Origin of the sequence: Falsiroseomonas sp. HW251 (assembly GCF_050563545.1) — a bacterium.
Classification (GTDB): domain Bacteria; phylum Pseudomonadota; class Alphaproteobacteria; order Acetobacterales; family Acetobacteraceae; genus Falsiroseomonas.
Window position 1 is genome coordinate 14,551 of the sequence record NZ_JBNXUM010000019.1, and the last position, 19,315, is coordinate 33,865.

Genomic DNA, 19,315 nt, shown 5'->3' on the forward strand with positions numbered 1-19,315 from the left:
GGACTGGCCGCGCGGCGATATCAGTCGGGCACGAGCACGCCGAGCAGCGGCCCGTATTGCTGCGAGCCGAAGATGTCGCCGTCGCCGGCGCTGCCGCTCGGCTCCGTCCGGTAGATCGTGAACTTGATCGCGAAGGCCGGGTTGAATTCGACGTGATCGCTGATCCGGCTGTCGGGGATGCCGTAAAGCCTGCAGACCGCCGCGCGCGACAGCACGCCGGAGCGTCGCACGCGGTCGTAGGTCTCGCGGTCGCGGAAGATCACGTCGAAGGTGATGCGGTCCGGGCCGGCGTTCTTGCTTCGGATGGTCTTGGCGAGGTCGGAGAGGGGCACGGCGGCCATGGCTCAGACCCCGGCCTCGGTGATGAAAGTGGGAAACAGCTCCAGCGGATCGTTCACCTGCATGGTGTGGTTCAGCGTCCAGCGATGCGCGGGGCTTGCGCGCATCACCTCGTCCAGCGCGAAGGCCACGCCGCCGGCGGTGCCCTTCACGTCAGGGAGCCGCGCGTAGAACATCTGGCGCGAACCGGTCAGGCAGACCTCCTCCGCCACCTCCCGCGTGGGTGCCACGCCCTGCACGACGATGCAGAGCTCATGGCCGGGCCGGTCGCGCAGGGGCTCCAGCGCGCCCATCACGCCGTCGCGGCCATAGACGTTGTAGGTCAGGGTGTAGCCGGTCTCGCCGAAGCGGTCCTTCACGCGGTCGCGCGCCCACGCGATCACCTCGTCGATGCGGGAGATGGTGTAGGGGTCGCGCACGCCGACCACGCCGACATAGCGCTCGCCGACCTTCCCCGCGCCTTCCAGCTTCACGCGGAGCTCCTCGGCGGGGTGGAAGACGGCGCCGGTGACGCGGGTGGTGCGGTCGTCGAACTGCTCGTAGACGCACTGCCCCATGTCGATGTGGCCGCCGAGGAAGTATTCGAAGAACGGGTTGGAGCGTTCGTACATCGCGTGTCCCGCGACGGAGGCGACGGTGCAGCGCTGTTCCGGCAGCATGGCCGTGACCTTGATGTCGGTCTCCGTGATCTCGCCCATCACGGATTCCTTGCCGGCGTAGGGCTCCGCGCAGAAGGACGCGCATTCCAGGATCTTGCCGTAGTGATAGGCGAGCGCCGGCGGGTAGCCCCGCCGCAGCGCGGGGGCGGCGAAGATCGCGCAGTCGCTGCTGCGGCCACCGATGATGACGTCCGCGCCCTCATCCATCAGCTTGATGTAGGGATGCACGCCGGCCACCGCGACGATCCGGTCGGTGGCGTCGAGATCGGCCTGCGTCGCGTCCGCGCGGCCGTCTAGGCCCCTGATCGCCTCGCCGGCCGCAAGTTTCGCCACCACGCGTTCCTTCGGAAGCTCGGAGTGGAAGTAGCCCAGCCTGAACTTCGGCAGCCCGTGCTTCTTCGCGAGGTGCTGGATGATCTCCACGAACATCGCAACGCGGCTGTCCGTGCCGGTGTCGCCCGCGGATCCCACGATCATCGGCACGCCGAGCCGCCTGGCGCCGAGCAGCATGGCTTCCAGGTCGTGCTCCTGCCAGGCACGCGGGCTGGCGCAGGTGTCGGAGCCGAGAGGGCCCGGCCCGCAATCCCCGCTGCCGGAATCGCAGGCTACGATGTCGGGCTCGGCGGCGAGGCCGAGCTTGAAGCTGCCCGTGCGCGTCGGCGCGAAGCCGAGATGCCCGTTGGGACAGAGGATGCGAAGGCCGCGGTTCGTTCGGGTGCTGGACATGGCGGGCAGCTTTTCCCTGGCGCGCCGGCCAGTCAATCACGCCAGGTGGCAGGCCACCAGCACGCCGTCGCCGCCGGCGCGCAGCAGCGGCGCCTCCTCCGCGCAGCGCGCCACCGCCTGCGGGCAGCGGTCGCGGAAGCGGCAGCCCGAGGGCGGCGTGCGCGCATCCCCGACATTGCCCTTGATCGGCAGCGCGTCGCGCGGCTGGTCGACCCGCGGCAGCGGCACGGCGGCGACGAGCGCACGGGTATAGGGGTGGCGGGGCTTGCGCACGATCTCCTCGGTCGGGCCTTCCTCCACCACCGTGCCGAGATACATCACCAGCGTGCGGTCGCAGACATAGCGCACCAGCGCGAGGTCGTGGCTGATGTAGAGCGCGGCGATGTTCAGCGTCTCCCGCGCCTCGCGCATCAGGTTCAGGATGCCCGCGCGCACCGAGACGTCGAGCATCGAGACCGGCTCGTCCGCCACCAGGAAGCCCGGCTCCAGGATGAGCGCACGCGCCAGCACGACGCGCTGCAACTGCCCGCCGGAGAGCTCATGCGGGAAGCGCAGGAGATAGCGCTCGGCATCGGCCAGCCGCACGCGGCGCATCGCGAGCATCACGCGCGCGTCCCACTCGGCGCGCGGGATGCGCATGTTGCGCAGCGGCTCGACCAGGCTGTCGCGGATGGTCAGGCGCGAGTTCAGCGCGTCGAAGGGATTCTGGAAGACCAGCTGCGCCTGGCGCCGGAAGCCGCGCATGCCGTCCTTGTCGAGCGCTGCGATGTCCTTGCCGCGGAAGGTGATCGTCCCCGCGCTGGGTTCCAGCAGGCGCAGCAGCAGCCGCGCGGTGGTGGTCTTGCCGCAGCCGGATTCGCCGACGATGGCTGCCGTCTCACCTGCCGCGAGGCGCAGCGACACGCCGTCCACCGCGCGCACCACCGGGCGCTTGCCCGCCAGCGCCTCCCCCAGCGTGCGCGGTGCTGCGAAGTGCTTCGTGAGGTCCGTCGCCTCGATCAGCGCCTCCACGTCGCGGCCTCCGCGGCGAGGGGACGCAGCGCCGGGGCCTCGTCCGACCGCCAGCAGGCGCTGGCATGGCCGGCGGCGTCGGTGGCCAGCGGCGGTTCCGCTTGCTCGCAGCGCGGCTGCGCGAAGGGGCAGCGCTCGGCGAAGCGGCAGCCCTTGGGCGGGTGCAGCAGGTTGGGCGGGTTGCCTTCGATGGGCACGAGCTCGCCCCCGGCGCGTTCCAGGTCCGGGAAGGCATTGGTCAGGCCCATGGTGTAGGGATGGCGCGGACGTTCCAGCACCTCCGCGACCTCGCCGGATTCCACGACCCGGCCGGCATACATCACGACGACCCGGTCGCAGGCATAGGCGACGACGGAGATGTCGTGCGTGACCAGCACGACCGACAGATTCAGCCGCGCCTGCAGCGCCTTCAGCAGATCCAGCACCTGGCGCTGTACGATGACGTCGAGCGCGGTGACGGGCTCATCCGCCAGCACCAGCTTCGGATCGAGTGCCAGTGCGATGGCGATGGACGCGCGCTGCTTCATGCCGCCGGAGAACTGATGGGGATAGTCGTCCAGCCGCCGCGCATCGATGCCGACCAGGCCGAACAGCTCTTCCGCCCGCGCGCGGGCCTGGGCGCGGCTGCGGCCGCCGCGCTCGACCAGCACCTCCTCGATCTGGCGGCCGACGCGCTGGACGGGATCCAGCGCGCTCATCGCGGTCTGCGGGATGAAGGCGATCTCCTTCCAGCGCAGGGCGCGCCGCTCGCGCTCCGCCAGGCGGATCAGGTCGCGGCCCTCGAACAGGACGGGCCCGCCGCCGACCTCGGCGGCGTTCGGCATGACGCCCATCACCGCGCGCGCGACGGTGGTCTTGCCGCAGCCGGATTCGCCGACCAGGCCCACGACCTGCCCGCGCGGCACCGCGAAGGACGCGCCATCCACCGCGCGGACCGGCCCCTGCTTCGTGTGGTAGGTGACGGTCAGCCCGTCCAGGACCAGCAGGTCGTCGGTCACGAACGCAGCCGGGGAAACAGGATCTCCTCATAGCCGCGGCTGATGAAAAAGCCGGCGAGGACGACGAGCACAATGCAGATCCCGGGCGGCACGAACCAGTAGTAGGCCTCTCGCCCCAGCGCCTGGTTGGCATAGGCGTCCTGCAGCATCCCGCCCCAGGAGATCACGGAGGGGTCGCCGAAGCCCAGGAAGGACGCCGAGGCCTCCGTCAGGATCGCCCAGCCCACGGCGATGGAGCCGTACAGGAAGGACAGCGGCAGGATGGATGGCGCGATGTGGACAAAGAGGATGCGCCAGGTCGAGCATCCCGTGACGCGCGCGGCCTCCACGAAGGAACGCTCCCGCACAGTCAGCACCTGGCTGCGGATCACGCGCGCCGTGTTGGGCCAGAGCAGCACCGCGACCGAGAAGACGATGACGACGGTGCCGGGCTTCGTCAGCGCCGCCAGCACGATGACGAAAGGCAGGAAGGGCAGTCCGAGGACGATGTCCGCCAGCCGCATGACGACGCTGTCCACCCAGCCCCCGAAATAGCCGGAGACCAAGCCGAGCAGCGTGCCGATCGCGACGACGAAGAAGGCCGCGGTCAGCCCGACCGTTACCGCGCTGCGCGAGCCGTAGACGAGCTGCGAGAAGATGTCCCGCGCGCCATGTGTGGTGCCGAGCAGGTGCTCCGCCCCCGGCGGCAGGTTCCGCGCGAGCCGGCTGCCGGCGTAGAGGATCTCGCGCGGGTTGTGCGTCGCGATCTGGTCGGCGAAGACGGCGGTCAGGATCAGGACGAGGTAGATCAGCGTGCCCGCCAGCGCGAAGGGATCGCGCGCGGCAATCGCGGCCGCGCGCGCGACAGGGCGCAGCGCGATCTGCCAGGCTGGCGCGGCCTCAGCCCTTGCGGCCATGCGACACCCTCGGATCCAGCCAGCCATAGAGGAGATCGGCGACGAGGTTCATCACCACCAGCACCGCGGCGATGATCAGGAAGGCCCCCTGTGCCAGCGGATAGTCGCTGCCCTGCACGGCGGTGACCAGCATCCGCCCGAGCCCCGGCCAGGAGAAGACCGTCTCGATCACCACGTTGCCGCCCACCGAGCCGCCGACACCCAATGCGAAAGCGGTCGCGACCGGCAGCAGCGCATTGCGTGCGGCGTGGCGGATCACGATGGACCATTCCGACAGGCCCTTCATGCGCGCCATGGTGACGAATTCGTCCTGCATCACCTCCAGCATGGTGGACCGCATCAGCAGCAGCGGCAGCCCCTGCAGATAGACCGCGAGCGCGAGCGCCGGGAGGAACAGATGGTGCAGGAAATCCAGCGTCAAGAGGCGCTCATAGTCCCCGTATTCCGACCCCGCTTCCACCGCACCGCCCGAGGGGAACCAGCCGAAGCCGAAGGCGAAGATCGCGAGCAGGATCATGCCGAGCCAGAATTCCGGCGCCGCGCGCGTGGCCAGCACCAGCGGGATGGCAAAGCCCTCGATGACGGTGCCGCGGTTCCAGGCCAGGAAGGCGCCCGCGATGATGCCAAAGATATAGGCCACGACCAGCGCCGAAAGCGTCAGCACCAGCGTCATCGGCAGCGATTCCAGGATGAGCTGCAGCACCGGCCGCCCCTGCAGAAAACTCTCACCGAGCTCCCCGCGCAGCAGGTTCCGGAGGTAGATCAGGTACTGGACGTGCAGCGGCCGGTCGAGCCCGAAGGAGACGAGCATGGCCTGCCGCTGCTCTTCGTTCATCGAGGTGTCGATGTAGTTCAGCGTGGGGTCGCCCGGCATCAGCCGGAACATCAGGAAGCAAAGCGTCGCCACCGCCCACAGCACGAAGGCCGCGTGCAGCAATCGCTTGCCGAGATAGGGCACGCGGCCGCCTGGCTCAGAACGCCGACGTCTGTTCCCTGACGCCGGGCGGGTAGTGCAGCCGCCCATTCACCACGCGATACCCCGCCTCCTGCAGCAGGCGCCGCGCGGTCTCGATTCCGGATGGCAGGGACTCCACGATGCCCTGGCGGTACCAGAAGGGCAGGGCAGGGGAGACCACGCCGTTGGACGCTTGCGCGAAGCCGTTCCAGGCGGCGTTCGCGATCAGCTCCCGGTTCACCGCAGCGGACAGCGCGCGGCGGAAGGCGGGGTCGTTGAAGGGTGGACGGCGGATGTTCCAGCCGAGGAACTGGAAGCCGATGTCCACGGCTTCCGACATGACGATGTTCCGGTTGCGCTGCGTCAGCTGCTTCACCAGCTCCGGGTCGCCCGTGTAGTCCGCGAGGAAGTTGATCTCGCCGCGGTTCAGCATGCCGAGCGTCGCTTCGACGTTCTGCGAAATGCGCAGGATCCAGCGGTCGACCTTTGGCGCGGCCCAGTGGTCGGCGTTGCGCTCCAGCACGACTTCCTCGGACAGGCGCGCACGGGTGACCTTGAAGGGACCCGATCCGATCGGGCGGTCCACCACGAAGCGCTCGATGTTCTCGGGCCGGTTCAGGTAGTCGCGCATCACGGGGTCCCAGAAGGACTTCGGGATGATGTTGAGCTTCGCCAGGCAGGTCGTGAAGAAGGCCGCGTCGGGCTCCTTCAACGTGATGCGGATGGTGCGCTCGCCAGTCTTCTCGGCCTTGGCGATGTTCGCGACGAAGGGCTTGTACATCGGGGATTCGTTGCCGATGCCCGGCGCCTCGAGGCTGTAGAGCACGTCGTCCAGCGTCACCGGTGCGCCGTCGTGGAACTTCATCCCCGCGCGGATGGTCAGGTCAATGGTGGTGGGATCCACCTGCGTCACCGTCTCCGCCGCCCACGGCCTGGGCAGGCCGTCAGGCCCGATGCGCATCAGGCGGTCCCAAACGAGCTCCGTCACCCAGCTGTCCGTCGCGCCGGAGATCCAGAGCGGATGGATCGCCAGCATCGGCTCCGACGCGTTCAGCACCAGGTCCTTGCGGTTCCCGATGGGCTCGACGTTGAGGTAGGTCCAGATGTTCCTGAGCCCCAGCCCGGCCTGCGTGACGAAGCTGTTCTCCCTCAACTGCGCCTTGTTGAAGGCATGCACCTGGGTCGGGAAGACCAGGAAGAGATAGGGCTGGTTCTGGCTGGCAAGCTCCTGCGCCTGGCGCACCAGGGCCTGGCGCCGCTCCGGGTTGGTCTCGATGCGCTGCGCTTCGGCCAAGCGGTCATAGGCGGGATCGACCCAGCCCACGAAGTTGTAGCCCGTCGCCGCGGTAGAGGAGTGGAAGAGGTTGTAGACCAGTTCGTCGGGGTCGCCGCGCTCCGGCCGGCCGACCATCTGCCACATCGTCATGTCCCAGCGGTCGCGGTTGTTCCAGACGACCTCCGACTGTTGCTGCCGCGGCATGGCGCGAAGTTCGACGTCCAGGCCGAGCTTGCGCCATTCCTGGGCGATCATCTCGCTGGCCTGCCAGGCCTGCGGGTTGTTGGATTGCGGGCGGTTGATGATGACGAGCTTGCGGATCGGGTCGCCCGCCTGCTGCGCGAAGGCACCGGTCGGCGACAGGCCCGCGATCAGGGCCGCGGCGGCCGTGCCGGCCTTCAATAGGTCACGACGATGCATGGTACCGCTCCCGTTCGTCCCGAGGTGGTGGACCGTGCGACGCGCCGGTCGTTCCCCCCGGCTGATCTCCCTGCACCGATAGTTTGCCGCGCCCTCCGGCAATTGCAACCGGTTGTCCGGACGTTTTGCCCGTACCCCTTTCCGGGGCGCCCGACCGGTGACAGCGTAGGGCCGACCGCTGAAGGGATGTGCGATGATCACCGACGCTGAACGCCGCTTCCTGGACGCCGCGACGCTGGACGCGCCCTGGGAACTGGTCGAGCACTTCTCCCGCGTGCCGCGTTGGCGGCCGGAGGACGTGAACAAGGGTGCGGATGCGATCGCGGAGCGGCTGCAGCGCCTCGGCGTGCCGGTCACGGTGCACCAGCCCGAGATCTTCCTCTCCATCCCGCTTTCGGCCTCGGTCGAGGCGGGCGGACAGACGCATCGCGCCAAGCCGCCCTCCATGTCGGTGTCCGTGCCGAAGGGCATGACGGCGCCGCTGGTCTATGTGCCGGCGAATCTGAAGGCACTGCGGTCCTATTCCCGCGACGTGCAGGAGCTGTTCGGCGGCCGCATCAAGGACGAGGCCGAGGTGCGGACGCTGGTAAAGGGCAAGATCTTCATCACCGAGGGCTTCGGGAACCCTGCGCTGACCTCCCTGGTCGAGGAATGGGGCGCGGTCGGCCTGATCGCCTGCAATCCCGGCGTGGACATCCATTGGGGCACCTGCACCACGATCTGGGGGACGCCGGACCTCGACGACATCGGCCGCAAGCCGAACATCCCCGTCGTCGCCGTGAACAAGCAGACTGGCGAGGCGCTGATGGCGCTCGCCCAGCAGGGCGGGTCGGCCACCATCAAGACCGAAATGCTGGAGGGCTTCTTCCCCCAGAAGATCCCGGTCGTGGACATCCCGGGGGCTTCGAAGGATTTCGTCCTGCTGCACGGCCATTATGATTCCTGGGACGTCGGCGTCGGCGACAACGCCACGGGCGACGCGACGATGCTGGAGATCGCGCGCGTGCTCTGGGCGCAGCGGGCCAGCCTGAAGCGCGGCGTGCGCATCGCCTGGTGGCCGGGCCATTCCACCGGCCGCTATGCCGGCAGCACCTGGTTCGCCGATGCCTTCGCTCTCGACCTCGATGAGAACTGCGTGCTGTCCGTGAACTGCGACAGTCCGGGCTGCCGCTGGGCCAACAGCTTCCACGCCACCACGACGATGAGCGAAACGGCGAAGCTGGTGGAAGGCGCCATCAAGGACGTCGTGCCGGACGCCGTCTTCAAGACCAAGCGCCCCAATCAGGCCGGCGACTACAGCTTCAACAACATCGGCATCACGAGCTTCTACATGCTGAGCTCGACCATGGCCGACGACCTCCGGAAGGAGAAGAACTACTACGACGTGTCCGGCTGCGGCGGGAACATCGCCTGGCACACCGAGAACGACCAGCTGGAGATCGCGGACAAGGACAACCTGCTGCGCGACATCCGGATCTACATGCTGTCGGTGCTGCGGGTCGTGAATGCCGAGCGGTTGCCCTTCGATTGGGTTGCGACGGCGGAGGAGTTCTCCACGACGGTCGATCGCTATGCCGCTGCGGCAGGCGACCATGCCGACCTGACGCCGGCAAAGCATGCGACGGCGGCCTTCCGCGCGGCCATCGCGAAGCTCGACGGCATGCCACCGGCCCAGGCGAACGAGATCGCAAAGCGCCTGGCGCGCATCCTGATCCCCCTTAACTTCACCCGCACGCCCCGCTTCGCCCACGACCCCGCCTTCACCGCGCCCCCGCTGCCAGGCCTGGCGGTCGCGACGGAATTCCCGCGCTACAGCGGCCCGATGCTGGGCTTCGCGAAGACGCAGCTCATGCGCAGTCAAAACCGCTACGTCGCGGCCCTGCGCGAGGCGACGCGCCTGATCGGCTAGCGCCCCGCCTCACTCCCCGCTTCCTTTATTCCGCCTTCCCCGCCGTTGCGGGGGAGGGTTGGGGAGCGGGGGCACTCGGCGCGCCCTCCTACTCCAACGTCTCCATCAACCGCCGCAGCAACCGCGCCCTCGGCACCAGCGACTCCAAATAGAGCTGCTCGTAATTGGTGTGCCCGCCCTTCCCGTCCACGCCCAAACCATCCAGCGTCGGCGCGATATCCGCGGTGAAGTTCCCGTCGCTGCCGCCGCCGGTCTTCAGGTCCTGCAGGTCGAACCCGATCTCCGCCGCCAGCGCCCTCGTGTGGTCGAACAGCGCCGCAATGCCCGGCAGCTTCTCGTAGGGCGGCCGGTTCAGCCCGCCGGTCACCGTGATCGTCACATCCGGCCCGACCGGCGTCAGCCCCACCACCTTCGCTACCATCTCCTCCGCGATCGCGGGATTCGGCACGCGCATGTCCACCAGGGCATGCGCCTCCTCCGCCACCACATTGGCCCGCGTGCCGCCGGAGATCGTGCCGACATTCACCGTCACGCCGCGCGCATAATCCGTGAAGGCATGCAGCACCAGGATCTGCCGCGCGAGCTCCTCGATCGCGCTGCGCCCGTCCTGGTGCCTGGCGCCGGAATGCGCGGGCCTGCCCTTCACATGGATCTCGAATCGCGCCGCACCCTTGCGCGCGGTCACGATCTTCCCGCCCTCGCGCGCGGGCTCCGTCACCAGCACGTATTTCGCCTCCGCCGCCAACTGCCGGATCAACGCCACGCTGGTCGGGCTGCCCACCTCCTCGTCCGACGTGAAGAGATGCGTGATCGGCAGCGCGGTGTTGCGCCCTTCCCCCGCGATCTCGCGCAGCGCCGAGAAGGCGAGATAGGCGCCGCCCTTCATGTCGTAGATGCCCGGGCCATAGGCGATCCCGTCCTCCACCCGGAACGGCATCCGTTCCAGCGAGCCCACGGGATGCACGGTATCCAGATGCGACATCACCAGGATGCCCTTCTCGCCCTCCGCGCCCCAGGGGCTTCGCACGACCAGGTGGTCGCCGAAGCCGTCGCGGCCGGGGATGCGCTGGACACGCGCACCGAACGACGCAGCCTCCGTCGCGACCTTCGCCATCAGCCCCGACACCGCCTGGGGCGCATCGGTCGGCGTCTCGTGCTCGACCCAGTCGCGGATGCCGGCCAGCAGCTTTTCCGTCTCGAACCCGGCCATGATGTCCCCCTGCGTCGTGCTGCGTTACGCTCGATCTGAACAGGCGACGCGCGGCGCGGCAAGGAGGGCACATGCGGGCGATCCAGTGGCGGCGGAACGGACCAGCCCGCGACGTGCTCGAACTCGTGGCGCTGCCCGATCCCGTGCCGGCCGCCGGCGAGGTGCTGGTCCGTATCCATGCCTCCGGCGTCAACCCGCACGACACGAAGGGCCGCGCGGGCTGGCGCGGCGTCGTGCACCAGGGCCCGCCCGTCATCCCGCACAGCGACGGCGCCGGCGTGATCGTCGGCGTCGGCGCCGGTGTGCCGGCGTCGCGCATCGGCGAGCGCGTCTGGATCTTCGGCGGGCGCCACGGCGCCGGCACCTGCCGTGACCTCCTCGCGATCGACGCGGCGCATGCCGTGACGATGCCCGACGGCGTGACGATGGTGCAGGCCGCCTGCCTGGGCGTTCCCTGCCTCACCGCGCATCTCGCGCTGTTCTCGGACGGGCCGCTCGGCGGCAAGAGCGTGCTGGTCCAGGGCGCGGGCGCCGTTGGACTCGCAGCGGTTCTCTTCGCCTCCCGCGCCGGCGCGCGCGTCGTCGCGACCGCCAGCACGCCGGCCAAGCAGGCCATCGCGCGCGACGCCGGCGCGACCGACGTGCTGGACTACCGCGACCCCGATTGCGCTGCGCGCATCCTGGCACTCACCGGCGGCGTGGACCGCATCGTCGAGGTGGATTTCGGCGCCAACCAGGCGCTCGACGGCCAGGTGATCGCGCCGCATGGCGTCATCGCCGCCTATTCCTCGACGCGCGATCCGAAGCCCGTGCTGGACTACTACGTCTTCGCGAAGAAGGCCGTCACGCTGCGCTTCGTGCAGGCCATGCTGATCCACGGCCCGGCGCTGGAGAACGCGATCGCCGCCACAACCCGCGCCGTCACCGAGGGCTGGATGCGCCTGCCCGTCGCCGCGACCTTCCCGTTGGACCGCACGGCCGAGGCGCACGAAGCCCTCGAAGCCGGCGCCTCGGGCAAGGTGATCGTGGAGGTCGCGCCGGTTTGACGCTGCCGCCCCGCGTTCCTAGCATCCCGCCGACCGAAGGGGCGGGCATGGCGGATCAGGGCACTCTCACCGTCGCGGTGGATGCGGGCGGGACCTTCACCGATATCGTGCTGGTGGACCGCGCGAGCGGCCAGCGCTGGGAAGCCAAGGTCCCGACCACGCCTGCCGACCGATCCCAGGCCTTCGTGGACGGCGTCGCGCAGGTGCTGGAGATCGCGGGCCGCGCGCCGGCCGGCATCTCCCACGTCCTGCACGGCACGACCGTCGCGACCAACGCGATCCTGGAAGGCAAGGGCGCGCGCGCGGGACTGCTCACCACCGCCGGCCTGCGCCATGTGCTGGAGATCGGCCGACACGACATCCCCCGCCACGAGAACCTCTATTCCTGGGTCAAGCCGCGCCGCCCCATCCCGCCGGAACAGGTGATGGAGGCGAAGGAACGCCTGGCCGTGGACGGCAGCGTCGTCACGCCGCTGGACGAATCCGACATTCGCGCCGCGGCCGACGAATTTCGCCGCTTGGACGCCCAGGCCGTCGCCGTCTGCTTCCTGCACGCCTACGCCAACCCCACGCATGAACGCCGCGCCGGCGCGCTGCTGGCGGAGCTTCTGCCCGGCATCCCCATCACGCTGTCCAGCGAGGTCCTGCCGGTCTTCCGCGAATACGAACGCACCATGGCGACGGCGCTGAACGCCTATGTCATGCCCGCGATCTCGACCTATGTCCGCCGGATCGAGGACAGGCTGAAGGAATCCGGCGTCAGCGCGCCACTGCTGCTGATGAAATCCTCGGGCGGCGTGATCCGCGGCGCCGGCGCGGCGAAGCAGCCCGTGCAGACCGCGCTGTCCGGTCCCGCGGCCGGCGTCGTCGGCGCGCGCGCGCTCGGGCTCAGGGCGGGTTTCCCCCGGCTTATCACGCTCGATGTCGGCGGCACCTCGGCCGACATCAGCCTGATCGACGGCGAGCCCCGCCTGACCACCGAGGGCAAGGTCGGCGACTGGCCGCTGACCCTGCCAATGATTGACATCCACACCATCGGCGCCGGCGGCGGCTCGATCGCGCGCGTCTCGCCGGAGGGCGCGCTGGTCGTCGGCCCCGCCAGCGCCGGCGCCGATCCCGGTCCTGTCGCCTATCGCCGCGGCGGCGAGGAACCGACGCTCACCGACGCGAACCTGGTTCTCGGCCGCCTGCCGCCGTCGCTGCTCGACGGCAGGATCACGCTCGACGCTGACGCCTCGGCCCGCGCGATAGAGGCGAAGGTCGCGCGCCCGCTCGGCCTGACGCTGCACGACGCCGCGCGCGGTATCGTGGCCGTCGCCGACAACAACATGGCCGGCGCGATCCGCGTTGTCTCGGTGCAGCGCGGCTTCGACCCCGTGGATTTTGCGCTGGTGCCCTTCGGCGGCGCCGGCCCGCTGCAGGGCAGCGCCATCGCGCGGCTGCTGGGGATGAAGCGCATCCTGGTCCCCGCGCGCCCCGGCGTGCTGGCCGCCGAGGGGCTGTTGGCCGCGAAGCTCCGCAACGAGTTCACGCGCACGGTGATGCTGCGCGCCCCGATCGCCGATCCCGCGCCCTTGGCCGCGGCTTACGCCGCCCTGGACGCCGAGGCCGTCGCCTGGCTGGAAGCGGAATCCGTGCCCGCGGCCTCGCGCGAGGTGCGCTGGCGCGCCGGCATGCGCTACGTCAACCAGGGCTTCGAGTTGTTCGTGGACTGGCCCGCGCGCAGCGCCGATACCGCGACGCTCTCCGCCGCGATCGAGCGTTTCCACGACGAGCACGAGCGCCTCTACACCTTCGCGCAGCGCGACACCCAGGTGGAGATCGTGACGCTGGAGGTCACCGCGCTCGGCACCATGCCCGGCCCCGCGGACGAGGTCCTGCCCGCGCGCGATGCGCCCACGCCGATCGGCGAGCAACTCGTTGACCTGGAACGCGGCAGCTCCCGCGTCCCGGTCTGGCGCCGCGACCATCTCGGCGCCGGCGCGGTGGTGAAGGGGCCGGCGATCGTGGTGCAGATGGACGCCACGACTTGGCTCGCGCCCGGCGACGTCGCGACAATGGATCCCTTCGGGAACCTAGTGGTCGAAGTCAGCGACTGAAAACCCTCTCCCGCTTGCGGGGGAGGGTGCCGAGCGCAGCGAGGCGGGTGGGGGTTCGCGGGCGTTTGCCTAACTCGCCATCGCCTCCCACCACGCATCCGCGTCGCGATACGCCCCATGCCGATGGAACATCCCCTCCACCGGCGGCCGATCCGCCCGCAGCGCGGCGGTGGCTTGCTCGTCCACCTCGCGCTCCTTCCCGTCCTTCAGCACCACGCCGTAATCCGCGCGCGCCGCCTCCACCGACACGAAGCCACCCAGCACGTCCTGCCGCACGCGCCAGGCCTCGCGGTCATACGGATGCCCCCAGCCGCCGCCGCCCGTGCTTTCCAGTCGCACGACATCGCCCTTCTTCGTCGGAATCCCCTGCGCCAGCCTCGGCAATTCCCGCTCCTCCGGCGTGCCGGGGTTCATGACGAAGCGGCCGGGCCTTCCGCTCCGCCCACCCTTCACCCCCCAGGGCGGATTGGCGACGTTGTCCATACGGGTGTTGAGCGTGCAGCCATCCACCAGCACCTCCATCTCCCGCACCACGCCGCAGCCGCCGCGCCAGCGCCCCGGCCCGCCGGAGTCGCAGCGTATGGCATAAGTGCGGATACGCACCGGCATGTCCGACTCCAGGAACTCGATGGGGTAGTTCTGCTGCGCGACGTAGTAGATGACGTCGAGCCCGTCCGCGAAGGGCCGCGCCCCCTGGCCCGTGCCGTGGCCGCCCGACTTATAGAACAGGCTGCCGTCATGCGGCTGGCGGCCGGTCAGCGTGTAGATTGTGTAGATCGAGCTTGCCGCCGGGCTCTCTCCGCTCGTGGCCTGCGCGATCAGCCCGATGCCGGTCGAGATCACGCGCGCCAACGAATTGCTGCGTTGTCCAAGGGGCGCCGGCCAGGCCGGCTGGATGATGGTGCCTTCCTTCGTCCGCACGTCCTCGATCGCACGCAGCAGGCCCTCGTTCATCATGACGCTGTCGTCGTCCGCCAGCAGATAGAGCCCGAAGACCGTGTTCGGCACGGTCGGGTTCATGAGGAAGTTGATGGGACCCTTGGCCTGCGCGTCGGATTGCGTGGTGTCCAGCGTGAAGCCCTTGTCGTGCGACATCAGCTCCATCCGCACGGTGAAGGGCCCGTTGCCCTTGCCATCGGAATCCACGCGGTCGGCGAAGCGCCAGCGCCCGCCCGGCGGGAACAGCTCCTTCATCCGCCGCAGGAAGACGCGCTTCGTCTGGTCGATCATCGCCTCGACCGCGCCGAGCAGCGTCGTCGTGCCGAAGCGCGCGAACAGCTCCTGCAACCGCTTCTCGCCAAGCCGTACGGCGGCCGTCAGCGCGCGCGTGTCGCCGCGCGCATGCAGGGGGAAGCGCGAATTGCGGACGAAGGTCTCGAACAGGTCCTGGTTCAGCACGCCTTCCCGGTAGAGCCTCACCGGCGGCACGATGATGCCTTCCTGGAAGATGCTCTCCGTGCCCGGCGTGTTGGACCCCGGCCAGGCCCCGCCGATGTCCCGGAAATGCGCCCAGGACTGCGCGAAGGCGGCAAGCCGCCCGTCCACGAACACGGGCGTGGCGAAGACCTGGTCCGAGGTGTGCGACACGCCGCCGCGGGAGGCGTAGCAGTCGTTGTACCAGTAGATGTCGCCTGGCCTGATGTCCTCGGCCGGAAACCGGTCCAGGATCGGCCGCATCACGTCGCCGAAGAGAGGCAGCTTGGTGCCTGTCACCAGCCGCCCGCCGGCGTCGTAGAAGCCGATGAAGTAGTCCTGCTTCTCCCGGATCACCGGCGACATGGCGGTGCGTTCCAGCAGCGCTTCGCACTCCGCCTGGGCCGAGCGCAGCGCGCCCTTGATGATCTCGATCGTCACGGCGTCCACGCCGCGCGTCCGAACCTCGTCCATCGGCAACTCCGGCCTTGCGAGGAAACGCTAGCGGCGCGGCGGCTTGGCAGCAAGGCGCGCGCCCCGTAGCCTTCGGACCGTTCCCTCCCCCGGAGACCGCATGCCGCTCTGCGATCCCGTCGCCCTCGAGGTCATCCGTGGCGCCATCCGCGCCGCCCAGGCAGAGATGGAGGCGCTGATCGAGCGCACCGCCATGTCCGCCTTCATCCGCGAGAAGAAGGATTTCTACACCGCGCTCTTCGACGCCGACGGCGTGATGTGCGTGGGCTCAAACGTGCCGGTCTTCGGCGATGTCTGCGGCCCGGTCTTCGCCGATTTTCCGGCCGAGACCATGAAGCCCGGCGACATCTACTGGTACAACGACTGCTACGGGTCAAAGGGCGCGGTCTCCCATTCCAACGACCAGGTGCTGCTCGCGCCGGTCTTCCACGAAGGACGCCGCGTCGCGCTGGTAATGGGCTGGGCGCATTTCGCCGATATCGGCGGGCTGCGGCCGGGCTCGATCTCGCCGGACGCGACCGAGATCTTCCACGAAGGAATCATCGTCCCGCCAACCAGGATGGTCGACGAAGGCCGCACCAACGACGCGGCGCTGCGCATCTTCTTCCGCAACTCCCGTTGGCCGCTGGCCTGCCAGGCGGATCTCCGTGCGCTGATGGCCGCGGTGAACCTCGGCGCGGTGCGCATGCAGGAGATCGCGGCGCGGTTCGGTGCCGACGTCCTGGCCGACGCGCTGCACCAGCTGCTGGAAAGGACGGAGCGCACCATCCGCGACGGCCTGGCCGCGACCTTCCCCGTCGGCACGCACAGCTTCACCGACCGGATCGACGGCGACGGCAAGGGCAGCGGGTCGCTCGCGCTGCGCTTCTCGCTGACCCGCACGGCGAACAACCGCTTCGTCTTCGACGCGACGGGCACGGACGACCAGTCGCCCGGCCCGGTGAACTACATCATGAACAAGGACGTGCCGGGCATGGCGCTTGGCCTCTTCCTGCTCGGCGGCGATCCCCACCAGGTCACGAATGCCGGCGGCCCGCGCGCGATCGACGAGGTGAAGCTGCGCGAGGGCTCGCTGGTGCAGCCGCGCTGGCCCGCCGCACTCGGCATGCGCGGGCTGACGATGATGCGGATGCTGGCGACGCTGAACGGCATGGTGGCCGCGGCGGGCGGCGACGCGCCGGCCGCGCACGCCGCCTATGTCATCATGCTGCTGCGCGGCACCGCCGGTGGAAAGCCCTTCCTGATGAGCGACGGCATCGGCGTGGGCTATGGCGGGCGCCCCTTCGCCGACGGCACCGACGCCGTCTATTTCGTCGCGCAGGAGAACTACCCCGTCGAGTTCCTGGAATCCGAGTATCCCGCGCGCCTCGACCGCTACGGGATCCATCGCGACAGCGGTGGGCCGGGCCGGCATCGCGGGGGCTGCGGGATCGTACGGCAGTACGAGATCCTGGCCGAGGAGGCGATCCTGGCCGTCCGCATCGACGGCGTGGTCTGCCCGCCCTGGGGCGTCGCCGGCGGCCAGTCCGGCCGGCCCGGCCGCGTGGTGGTGAATCCCGGCATGCCCGGCGAACGCGTGCTGCCGCCGCTGTCCGACGGCAATCGCCTGGTTCGCGGCGACATCCTGGTCATCGAGACCGGCGGCGGCGGTGGCCACGGCCACCCCTACGACAGACGACCGGAGGAGGTGCTGGCAGACGTCGAGGGCGGCTTCGTCAGCGACGAAGCGGCCGCGCGCGACTACGGCGTGGTGATCCGCGACGGCGTGCTGGACATGCCCGCAACCGAGGCGCTTCGCCGCGACCGCCCCGAAGCCAAAGCCTTCCACCGGGGGGAGTATGTCGATGTCCTCGGCTGACCTTGCTCTTGCGGTCGCCATCGACATCGGCGGCACCTTCACCGATATCGCGCTGCAGGACCTCTCGACCGGCGAGTCCTGGACCGCCAAGACGCCCAGCACGCCGCGCGATCCGTCGGAGGCGTTCCTAACTGGCATCCGCCTGGTGCTGGAGACCGCAGGGCGCAAACCGCAGGAAGTCGGCCGTGTCCTGCACGGCACCACCGTCGCGACGAACCTCATCCTGGAAGGCAAGGCCGCGCCCTCGGCGCTGATCACGACCGAAGGCTTTCGGCACGTGCTCGAGATCGGCCGGCAGGACATCCCACGCGCCGCCAACCTCTTCGCCTGGGTCAAGCCGAAGCGCCCCGTGCCGCCCTCGCGCGTACTGGAGATCCCCGGCCGCATCGCCGCCGATGGCACGGAACTCCGCCCGCTCGACGAGGACGCAATTCGCCGCGCAGCCGCGCGGTGCCGGGCGCTCGGCGTCGCGTCCGTCGCGGTCTGCCTGCTGCACTCCTACGCCAACCCAACGCATGAACGCCGCGCCGCTGCCATCCTGCGGGAGGAACTGCCGGACATCGCGATCAGCGCCTCGACCGAGGTGCTGCCCGTCATCCGCGAATACGAACGCAGCCTGGCCGCGGTGCTGAACGCGCAGGTCATGCCCGCGGTCTCGACCTACGTCGAACGGATCGAGCGGCGCCTCGCCGCCGCCGGCATCGCCGCGCCGCTGCTGCTGATGCAGTCCAACGGCGGCGTCGCCGGTGCACAGGCCATCCGCCGCGCGCCGGCGACCACCGCGCTGTCGGGCCCCGCCGCCGGCGTGGTCGGCGCGCGCGCGGCGGCCGCCGCGGCCGGCATCGCCGACATCATCACGGTGGACATCGGCGGCACCTCGGCCGACATCTCGCTGATCAAAGGCGGGCGTATCGGGCTGACGCAGCATGGGTCCGTTGGCGGCTGGCCGCTGCCTTTGCCGATGCTCGACATGGTGACGATCGGCGCGGGCGGCGGGTCGCTCGCCAAGGTCTCTGCGTCGGGCACGCTCTCCGTCGGCCCGGAATCCGCCGGCGCCGATCCCGGCCCCGCCTGCTATGGCCGCGGCGGCGAACGACCGACGACGACCGACGCGCATGTCGTGCTCGGCCATCTCACGCCGAGCCTGCTCGGCGGGCGCATGACGCTCGACGTCGCGCGCGCCGAAGCAGCCGTCCGGAAGCATGTCGCTGAACCCCTCGGCATGGACCTGCACGATGCCGCACGTGGCATGCTGACGATCCTCGACAATGCAATGGTCGGCGCGATGCGCGTGGTCTCGGTGGAGCGCGGCCACGATCCCCGCGACTTCGTCCTCGTGCCGTTCGGCGGCGCCGGCCCGCTGCACGGCACCGCGTTGGCGGACCTGCTCGGCATCCGACGCGTATTGGTTCCGCGCCATCCCGGCGTGCTCTGCGCGCAGGGGCTGCTCGCCGCCGATCTCGGCGCGGAGTTCACGCGCAGCCTGCCGCGCGGGGGCGCCGCCTCCGACGGCTCCGTCGCAGCCGGCTTCGCGGAACTCGAAGAAGCGGCGACGCGCTGGTTGGCCGAGGAAGCGGTACCCGACGAGGCGCGCAGCCTGACGCCGCTTGTCCTCGCTCGCTATGCCGGCCAAGGCTCCGAACTCGCGGTGCCCTGGCACGGCAGCGTCGCTGCAGCGGAAGCCGACTTCGCCGCCGCGCACCGCACGCTCTACGGCTTCGACCTGCCAGAAGGCACGCCGGAGCTCGTCACCTTGCGCCTGGAAGCCCGTGGGCGCCTGCCCGCAGCCGCGCCGGTCACGCTGCCCGCGGGTAGCGGTGCGGCGCCGATCGGGCGCCAGCCCATGCACCTGAAGGACGGCACGCGCAGCGCCGCGCTGTACGATCGCCACGCGCTGGCCGCCGGCACGGTGCTGGACGGCCCGGCCATCCTGCTGCAGCTCGACGCGACGACGGTCCTGCCGCCGGGCTGGCAGGCGCGCGTGGACGCTTCCGGCGCGCTGCTCCTCACCAGGCTTGAATGAGGC

At 69.9% G+C, this 19,315-nt stretch carries 14 protein-coding genes; 5 read left to right on the top strand and 9 right to left on the bottom strand.

What is annotated here, in order from left to right; all coding sequences use genetic code 11:
- Nucleotides 1–20 precede the first annotated feature (20 nt).
- The 7 genes from ACLF3M_RS21620 to ACLF3M_RS21650 are packed head-to-tail and all read right to left on the bottom strand — an operon-like array spanning nucleotide 21 to nucleotide 7,280.
- On the bottom strand, nucleotides 21–341 hold the full coding sequence (locus ACLF3M_RS21620) for a DUF4387 domain-containing protein (protein WP_430659054.1): 321 nt from the start codon (nucleotides 339–341) through the stop codon (nucleotides 21–23).
- Nucleotides 342–344: 3 nt separating this feature from the next.
- Nucleotides 345–1,724: an acyclic terpene utilization AtuA family protein gene (locus ACLF3M_RS21625; protein ID WP_430659055.1), complete on the bottom strand. Its 1,380-nt coding sequence runs from the start codon at nucleotides 1,722–1,724 to the stop codon at nucleotides 345–347.
- A gap of 36 nt (nucleotides 1,725–1,760) precedes the next feature.
- Nucleotides 1,761–2,735 carry an oligopeptide/dipeptide ABC transporter ATP-binding protein gene (locus tag ACLF3M_RS21630; RefSeq protein ID WP_430659056.1) on the bottom strand — a complete coding sequence of 325 codons (975 nt, stop codon included), beginning with the start codon at nucleotides 2,733–2,735 and terminating at the stop codon, nucleotides 1,761–1,763.
- Nucleotides 2,723–3,733: an ABC transporter ATP-binding protein gene (locus tag ACLF3M_RS21635; RefSeq protein WP_430659057.1), complete on the bottom strand. Its 1,011-nt coding sequence runs from the start codon at nucleotides 3,731–3,733 to the stop codon at nucleotides 2,723–2,725. Before ACLF3M_RS21635 ends, ACLF3M_RS21630 begins: the two co-directional genes overlap by 13 nt.
- The gene (locus ACLF3M_RS21640) at nucleotides 3,730–4,629 is read right to left on the bottom strand and encodes an ABC transporter permease (RefSeq protein ID WP_430659058.1); all 900 of its coding nucleotides are present in this window, start codon (nucleotides 4,627–4,629) and stop codon (nucleotides 3,730–3,732) included. Before ACLF3M_RS21640 ends, ACLF3M_RS21635 begins: the two co-directional genes overlap by 4 nt.
- Nucleotides 4,613–5,587 (bottom strand): ABC transporter permease, encoded by a 975-nt coding sequence (locus ACLF3M_RS21645; RefSeq protein WP_430659059.1) that lies wholly within the window; start codon nucleotides 5,585–5,587, stop codon nucleotides 4,613–4,615. The genes ACLF3M_RS21640 and ACLF3M_RS21645 overlap by 17 nt, the downstream gene beginning before the upstream one ends.
- Nucleotides 5,588–5,600: 13 nt before the next feature.
- Nucleotides 5,601–7,280 carry an ABC transporter substrate-binding protein gene (locus tag ACLF3M_RS21650; protein ID WP_430659060.1) on the bottom strand — a complete coding sequence of 560 codons (1,680 nt, stop codon included), beginning with the start codon at nucleotides 7,278–7,280 and terminating at the stop codon, nucleotides 5,601–5,603.
- Between the two features lie 193 nt (nucleotides 7,281–7,473).
- On the opposite strand from ACLF3M_RS21650, the gene ACLF3M_RS21655 reads away from it, so the two are divergent.
- The gene (locus ACLF3M_RS21655; protein WP_430659061.1) at nucleotides 7,474–9,189 is read left to right on the top strand and encodes a M28 family metallopeptidase; all 1,716 of its coding nucleotides are present in this window, start codon (nucleotides 7,474–7,476) and stop codon (nucleotides 9,187–9,189) included.
- An 88-nt stretch (nucleotides 9,190–9,277) separates the two neighbouring features.
- Here the strand turns inward: ACLF3M_RS21655 and ACLF3M_RS21660 are convergent, their stop codons facing one another.
- Nucleotides 9,278–10,399, bottom strand: coding sequence for a M20 family metallopeptidase (locus ACLF3M_RS21660; protein WP_430659062.1), 1,122 nt, complete (start codon nucleotides 10,397–10,399; stop codon nucleotides 9,278–9,280).
- Between the two features lie 71 nt (nucleotides 10,400–10,470).
- On the opposite strand from ACLF3M_RS21660, the gene ACLF3M_RS21665 reads away from it, so the two are divergent.
- The gene (locus ACLF3M_RS21665; protein ID WP_430659063.1) at nucleotides 10,471–11,445 is read left to right on the top strand and encodes an NADPH:quinone reductase; all 975 of its coding nucleotides are present in this window, start codon (nucleotides 10,471–10,473) and stop codon (nucleotides 11,443–11,445) included.
- 47 nt (nucleotides 11,446–11,492) lie between these two features.
- A complete protein-coding gene (locus ACLF3M_RS21670) occupies nucleotides 11,493–13,544 on the top strand; it encodes a hydantoinase/oxoprolinase family protein (RefSeq protein WP_430659064.1) in 2,052 nt (683 codons plus the stop codon).
- Between the two features lie 69 nt (nucleotides 13,545–13,613).
- Here ACLF3M_RS21670 and ACLF3M_RS21675 read toward each other — a convergent pair whose 3' ends face one another.
- Nucleotides 13,614–15,431: a hydantoinase B/oxoprolinase family protein gene (locus tag ACLF3M_RS21675; RefSeq protein WP_430659065.1), complete on the bottom strand. Its 1,818-nt coding sequence runs from the start codon at nucleotides 15,429–15,431 to the stop codon at nucleotides 13,614–13,616.
- A 100-nt stretch (nucleotides 15,432–15,531) separates the two neighbouring features.
- Here ACLF3M_RS21675 and ACLF3M_RS21680 point away from each other — a divergent pair, with 100 nt between their 5' ends.
- Together ACLF3M_RS21680 and ACLF3M_RS21685 are read left to right on the top strand one after the other, a co-directional pair.
- Entirely contained in the window at nucleotides 15,532–17,289 is a 1,758-nt protein-coding gene (locus ACLF3M_RS21680; protein WP_430659066.1) for a hydantoinase B/oxoprolinase family protein, read from the top strand.
- A complete protein-coding gene (locus ACLF3M_RS21685) occupies nucleotides 17,276–19,312 on the top strand; it encodes a hydantoinase/oxoprolinase family protein (protein ID WP_430659067.1) in 2,037 nt (678 codons plus the stop codon). Before ACLF3M_RS21680 ends, ACLF3M_RS21685 begins: the two co-directional genes overlap by 14 nt.
- The last annotated feature ends 3 nt before the right edge of the window (nucleotides 19,313–19,315 follow it).

Coding starts and splice junctions, on each gene's coding strand:
- ACLF3M_RS21620 (WP_430659054.1), bottom strand. CDS start 341: ATGGCCGCCGTGCCCCTCTCCGACCTCGCCAAGACCATCCGAAGCAAG.
- ACLF3M_RS21625 (WP_430659055.1), bottom strand. CDS start 1,724: ATGTCCAGCACCCGAACGAACCGCGGCCTTCGCATCCTCTGTCCCAAC.
- ACLF3M_RS21640 (WP_430659058.1), bottom strand. CDS start 4,629: ATGGCCGCAAGGGCTGAGGCCGCGCCAGCCTGGCAGATCGCGCTGCGC.
- ACLF3M_RS21650 (WP_430659060.1), bottom strand. CDS start 7,280: ATGCATCGTCGTGACCTATTGAAGGCCGGCACGGCCGCCGCGGCCCTG.
- ACLF3M_RS21655 (WP_430659061.1), top strand. CDS start 7,474: ATGATCACCGACGCTGAACGCCGCTTCCTGGACGCCGCGACGCTGGAC.
- ACLF3M_RS21660 (WP_430659062.1), bottom strand. CDS start 10,399: ATGGCCGGGTTCGAGACGGAAAAGCTGCTGGCCGGCATCCGCGACTGG.
- ACLF3M_RS21665 (WP_430659063.1), top strand. CDS start 10,471: ATGCGGGCGATCCAGTGGCGGCGGAACGGACCAGCCCGCGACGTGCTC.
- ACLF3M_RS21670 (WP_430659064.1), top strand. CDS start 11,493: ATGGCGGATCAGGGCACTCTCACCGTCGCGGTGGATGCGGGCGGGACC.
- ACLF3M_RS21675 (WP_430659065.1), bottom strand. CDS start 15,431: ATGGACGAGGTTCGGACGCGCGGCGTGGACGCCGTGACGATCGAGATC.
- ACLF3M_RS21680 (WP_430659066.1), top strand. CDS start 15,532: ATGCCGCTCTGCGATCCCGTCGCCCTCGAGGTCATCCGTGGCGCCATC.
- ACLF3M_RS21685 (WP_430659067.1), top strand. CDS start 17,276: ATGTCCTCGGCTGACCTTGCTCTTGCGGTCGCCATCGACATCGGCGGC.